The sequence below is a fragment of the Tepidibacter formicigenes DSM 15518 genome, from assembly GCF_900142235.1.
Classification (GTDB): domain Bacteria; phylum Bacillota; class Clostridia; order Peptostreptococcales; family Peptostreptococcaceae; genus Tepidibacter; species Tepidibacter formicigenes.
The window spans coordinates 1-3,818 of record NZ_FRAE01000112.1; the positions used below are offsets into that span (position 1 = coordinate 1).

Here is a 3,818-nt window from a genome sequence, read left to right on the forward strand (position 1 = left end):
TCATTTTTTACATGAGATAAAGATTTTTTTCTTAATATTTCTTTTCCATGTTCATCTAAGCCAAGTGAAAATGTCAGTTTTATAGAGCTTTCCTTAGGTATTTTTACTACTGCCATGGTATCCCTCCTTTTTAATTTGTTGATTTAAGGATATGGGATTTGAAGATAATGTTATAGCTAAAGAAATTAAAAAATATTGTTATAGAAATAATTTCTATTGCTAAATTCGATCTTTTCAGATAAAAAAATATATAGTATAATAATTTAATATAACGCAGAACATATGTTTAACTAGGAATAAAATAACAAATGGAGGTTATTATCATATGGATAAGACAGTATGTGAATTATTTGCAGGGGTTGGAGGCTTCCGTTTGGGATTAAATAAATCTGCTAATGATTGGAATTTTGTATGGGCTAACCAATGGGAACCAAGTAGAAAAGCTCAACATGCTTTTGAATGTTATATAAATCATTTTGGTGAAAGCGAAAATCATGTTAATGAAGATATTGCTACTATAGATAAAAATACTATACCAAACCATAACTTATTGGTAGGAGGATTTCCTTGTCAAGATTATTCTGTAGCAAGAACTCAAGCTAGAGGAATTGAAGGTATTAAAGGTGTACTATGGTGGCAAATAAGAGATATTTTACAAGTAAAAAGACCTCCTTTTGTTTTGTTAGAAAATGTAGATAGATTATTAAAATCTCCAGCAAAACAAAGAGGAAGAGATTTTGGTGTAATACTTGCTTGTTTTAACGATTTAGGATATTCAGTTGAATGGAGAGTTATTAATGCAGCTGAATATGGATTCCCACAAAGAAGAAGAAGAATTTTTATATTTGCTTTTAGAAATGATACAAACTTTTCCCAAAAACTAGATGAAAATAATTTAAGAGCTTGGATTCATAATCAAGGATTTTTTCAAAATGAGTTTCCTATACAAAAACATTTTGAAACTAAACATACTCCAATAGAAAAACAAATGGAATATATAGACCTTGCTGACGTTTCTGATAATTTTCAATTAACATTTAGAAATACAGGGATTATGACTAATGGTAAAATTTATACAGAGGAAACAAATCCTACAAAACATCCTCAAGTTAGTTTAGGTTCTATTTTAGAAACAAATGTAGATGAACAGTATTATATTGATACTGATGAAGAAAAATTAAAAAAATGGATATATTTAAAAGGACCTAAAAGAATAGAAAGAACAAGTAAAACAGGTCATACTTATACCTTTAGTGAAGGTGGTTTATCTTTTCCTGACCCTATAGAAAAACCTGGAAGAACTATGCTTACAAGTGAATCTAGTTTAAATAGAAGTACTCATGTTGTTAAAGACCTTGTAACCGGTAGGCTTAGAATACTTACTCCAATTGAAGCTGAAAGATTAAATGGATTCGATGATAATTGGACAAACACTGGTATGCCTCAAAAGTTTAGATATTTTTGTATGGGTAACGCTTTAGTTGTTGGATTAATTGAAAAAATGGGAAAAACATTAAATTATATATTTGAAAAAGAAACTAATGAACATTATAAGCAAATTGAATCTGCAGCTATAACTTCAGAAAATTAAAAATAGAAAAGTCAAATTGACTTTTCTATTTTATTCTACTTCTTGGAATATAAGATTTTTATTTACTTGATCAAACCTATATTTTATTAATTTTACATCTGTCCATTGTGCTGGAATTGTAGGTCTTCTTCCTTTAGTGTAATTTCTTATACAAATATTATTTTTATGATTTATTACATCTTGAGAAAAATCATAAGCAACAACAAAAGCTTTAATCATATTGAAATATATAATTTGTATTTTGTGAATTTATATATTCTTCATTTCTCTTTAGGATAATATCTTTTAATGCTTTATTTTCTTCATCATCAATTTTTATAAATGAAAGTTTCCAAAATGCTCTTAACATCCTAAAACTTTCAGGCTTTGATGCTAAAACATCATCCATATCAATACCTATTTTAAAGAAATTAGGATTAGGTTCAAATATACATATCCATCTATTATTTAAATTTTTTTCATTATCATTTAATAACATATCATCTTTTATATCCTCAAAATCTTGTATTATAGGTAATGTTGAACTTGGATAGTTATTAAATTTACAATCTCCATTAATATTAATTAAAGTTCCGATACCATATATTTTTCTATCTATGAAAAAATATATATTATCCCCTTCTTTCATTGTAGCATAATCACCAAAAGTTCCTTCATGATGAATACGCCATCTATTATTAGAAGGATGTGATAGATAGGTTGAATAAATCCCATTTTCAATACAAAATCTTAGTGAATTTTCATTATCTAAACTAAATATATAGCCAGCCATAATACCTCCTCGTATTAATTAAATTTGCCTAAAATATAAGAACACATTAAATGCTTGAAACCTGCTATTTTACTACGTTTACAATTGTACTTTGCACCTGGTAACACGGATGATGGTACTAAGCCTATCACTACCATTTTTCACTTAAAATTTCTTCTCTTTTTCTTTTAAATTCTTCCTCATTAATCAATCCATCTTTCATTAAATCATTTAACTTCCTAAGCTTAACTTCAAAATCTAATCTATAAATATAGCTAAAAATTTTAATACCTTCATTAAGAAATCCTTTCTTTTTATCTTCTAAAATCAACCTCAATAACTTTATTGTCATTTTCAATCTTACTTAAAAGATCCTGGATTATATCACTCATATCCTGCTTAGTATAATCTTTATCATCAAACTTCTTCTTTTCACCATGAAGCTGGTTATAAAGTTTACTTGCATACTTCTTTTGCTTATCAGTTGCTAATTCTTGTTTCATTCTCTTTTCAAACTCTTTTTGACTCTGTACATCTCTTTTTTTCTTTTTTTCAAACCTTTGAGCTATAATCTTTTGTATATCCTCTAAAAACTCTTCATCAAGCTTATATTCTTTTTTACACACTACTATTTCATTTCCTTCTTTATCATAATCTTTATACGGTTTTTCATTGTAATAAATCCCTTTTTTAGTTTTAAATATTTTTACATCTAAGAATTCTTTATAAACTTCATTAGCACTGTGAAAAGAATTAGTTCTAAGCATAGCTGAAAGAGTTCCGTTGATCTTCATCGTTAATCCTTTTGATAAATCAATATAAAGCATAAAATACCTCCGAAGGAAACAAATCTTAAGTAATGCGTAAGTGAATACTACTCACTCGTCTATAAAAGATTGTTGGGAGTACCGTTACACTCACCCCCAACAATGAAGTACAAGTACTTCCCATATAAGACGGACATTTCAGTTTACACTTTTATAAATTTTTAATATATCTATGTACCATCTGTCTAGAAATCCCCAATTCTTCAGCTATTTGTTTTTTATTTAAACCTTGACTTATTAGCTTTTTAATCTTTTTTTCTTTTTCTTTCTTCTCATATTCTCTTTTAGTTAACCCCTGTTCATTTCTACGAGCTTTCTTTCTCTCTTTTTTTCTTTTTTCATCATACTCTCTTTGTCTTCTTATGTACTCTTCATCACTTATTATTGTTTTAAGTTCCCTTTGTTCATGGTCCTTTATATTAAGCATTGTAATTATAGTTTCATTCTTGAAGTTATACTGCTTTCTCTCTACATTTCTTGTCTTGGACTCAACATTCTTTTCAATAAGTGGTCTTTTAAATCTTTGGTTAAACTCAAGCATCATTCTTTTAGCTTCTTTAGCTGCATCTTCTGGACTATCTCCTATTAATAAACTTTGCATAGCAAAATTTCTATATAAAAAGCACATAAGCTCACGATACCCATGGCA

Annotated in this window: 7 protein-coding genes; 1 reads left to right on the forward strand and 6 read right to left on the reverse strand. The window is 27.8% G+C overall.

Annotation, left to right across the window (positions count from 1 at the left end; translation table 11 throughout):
- Window positions 1–116, reverse strand: a 116-nt coding sequence (locus BUA77_RS14855; protein WP_143151369.1) for a DUF1659 domain-containing protein, incomplete at its 3' end; no start/stop codon positions are given.
- A gap of 209 nt (window positions 117–325) precedes the next feature.
- Here BUA77_RS14855 and dcm point away from each other — a divergent pair.
- Window positions 326–1,591, forward strand: a complete 1,266-nt coding sequence (dcm, locus tag BUA77_RS12830) for a DNA (cytosine-5-)-methyltransferase (RefSeq protein ID WP_072890901.1) — start codon at window positions 326–328, stop codon at window positions 1,589–1,591.
- A gap of 30 nt (window positions 1,592–1,621) precedes the next feature.
- Here dcm and BUA77_RS14485 read toward each other — a convergent pair whose 3' ends face one another.
- The 5 genes from BUA77_RS14485 to BUA77_RS12850 form a co-directional block, all read right to left on the reverse strand.
- Complete coding sequence (locus BUA77_RS14485) at window positions 1,622–1,810, reverse strand: hypothetical protein (protein ID WP_242939130.1); 189 nt, start codon at window positions 1,808–1,810, stop codon at window positions 1,622–1,624.
- Complete coding sequence (locus tag BUA77_RS12835; RefSeq protein WP_242939131.1) at window positions 1,803–2,363, reverse strand: hypothetical protein; 561 nt, start codon at window positions 2,361–2,363, stop codon at window positions 1,803–1,805. Before BUA77_RS12835 ends, BUA77_RS14485 begins: the two co-directional genes overlap by 8 nt.
- A 130-nt stretch (window positions 2,364–2,493) precedes the next feature.
- Entirely contained in the window at window positions 2,494–2,673 is a 180-nt protein-coding gene (locus tag BUA77_RS13425) for an SHOCT domain-containing protein (RefSeq protein WP_084605799.1), read from the reverse strand.
- The gene (locus BUA77_RS12845) at window positions 2,657–3,169 is read right to left on the reverse strand and encodes a hypothetical protein (protein WP_072890904.1); all 513 of its coding nucleotides are present in this window, start codon (window positions 3,167–3,169) and stop codon (window positions 2,657–2,659) included. The genes BUA77_RS13425 and BUA77_RS12845 overlap by 17 nt, the downstream gene beginning before the upstream one ends.
- A 151-nt stretch (window positions 3,170–3,320) precedes the next feature.
- The coding region (locus tag BUA77_RS12850) for a helix-turn-helix domain-containing protein (RefSeq protein WP_143151371.1) at window positions 3,321–3,818 on the reverse strand (498 nt) is incomplete at its 5' end.

What these genes read in the sequence shown, in the direction of transcription:
- dcm (WP_072890901.1), top strand. Translation starts at nt 326, where the DNA reads ATGGATAAGACAGTATGTGAATTATTTGCAGGGGTTGGAGGCTTCCGT.
- BUA77_RS12835 (WP_242939131.1), bottom strand. Translation starts at nt 2,363, where the DNA reads ATGGCTGGCTATATATTTAGTTTAGATAATGAAAATTCACTAAGATTT.
- BUA77_RS12845 (WP_072890904.1), bottom strand. Translation starts at nt 3,169, where the DNA reads ATGCTTTATATTGATTTATCAAAAGGATTAACGATGAAGATCAACGGA.
- BUA77_RS14485 (WP_242939130.1), bottom strand. Translation starts at nt 1,810, where the DNA reads ATGATTAAAGCTTTTGTTGTTGCTTATGATTTTTCTCAAGATGTAATA.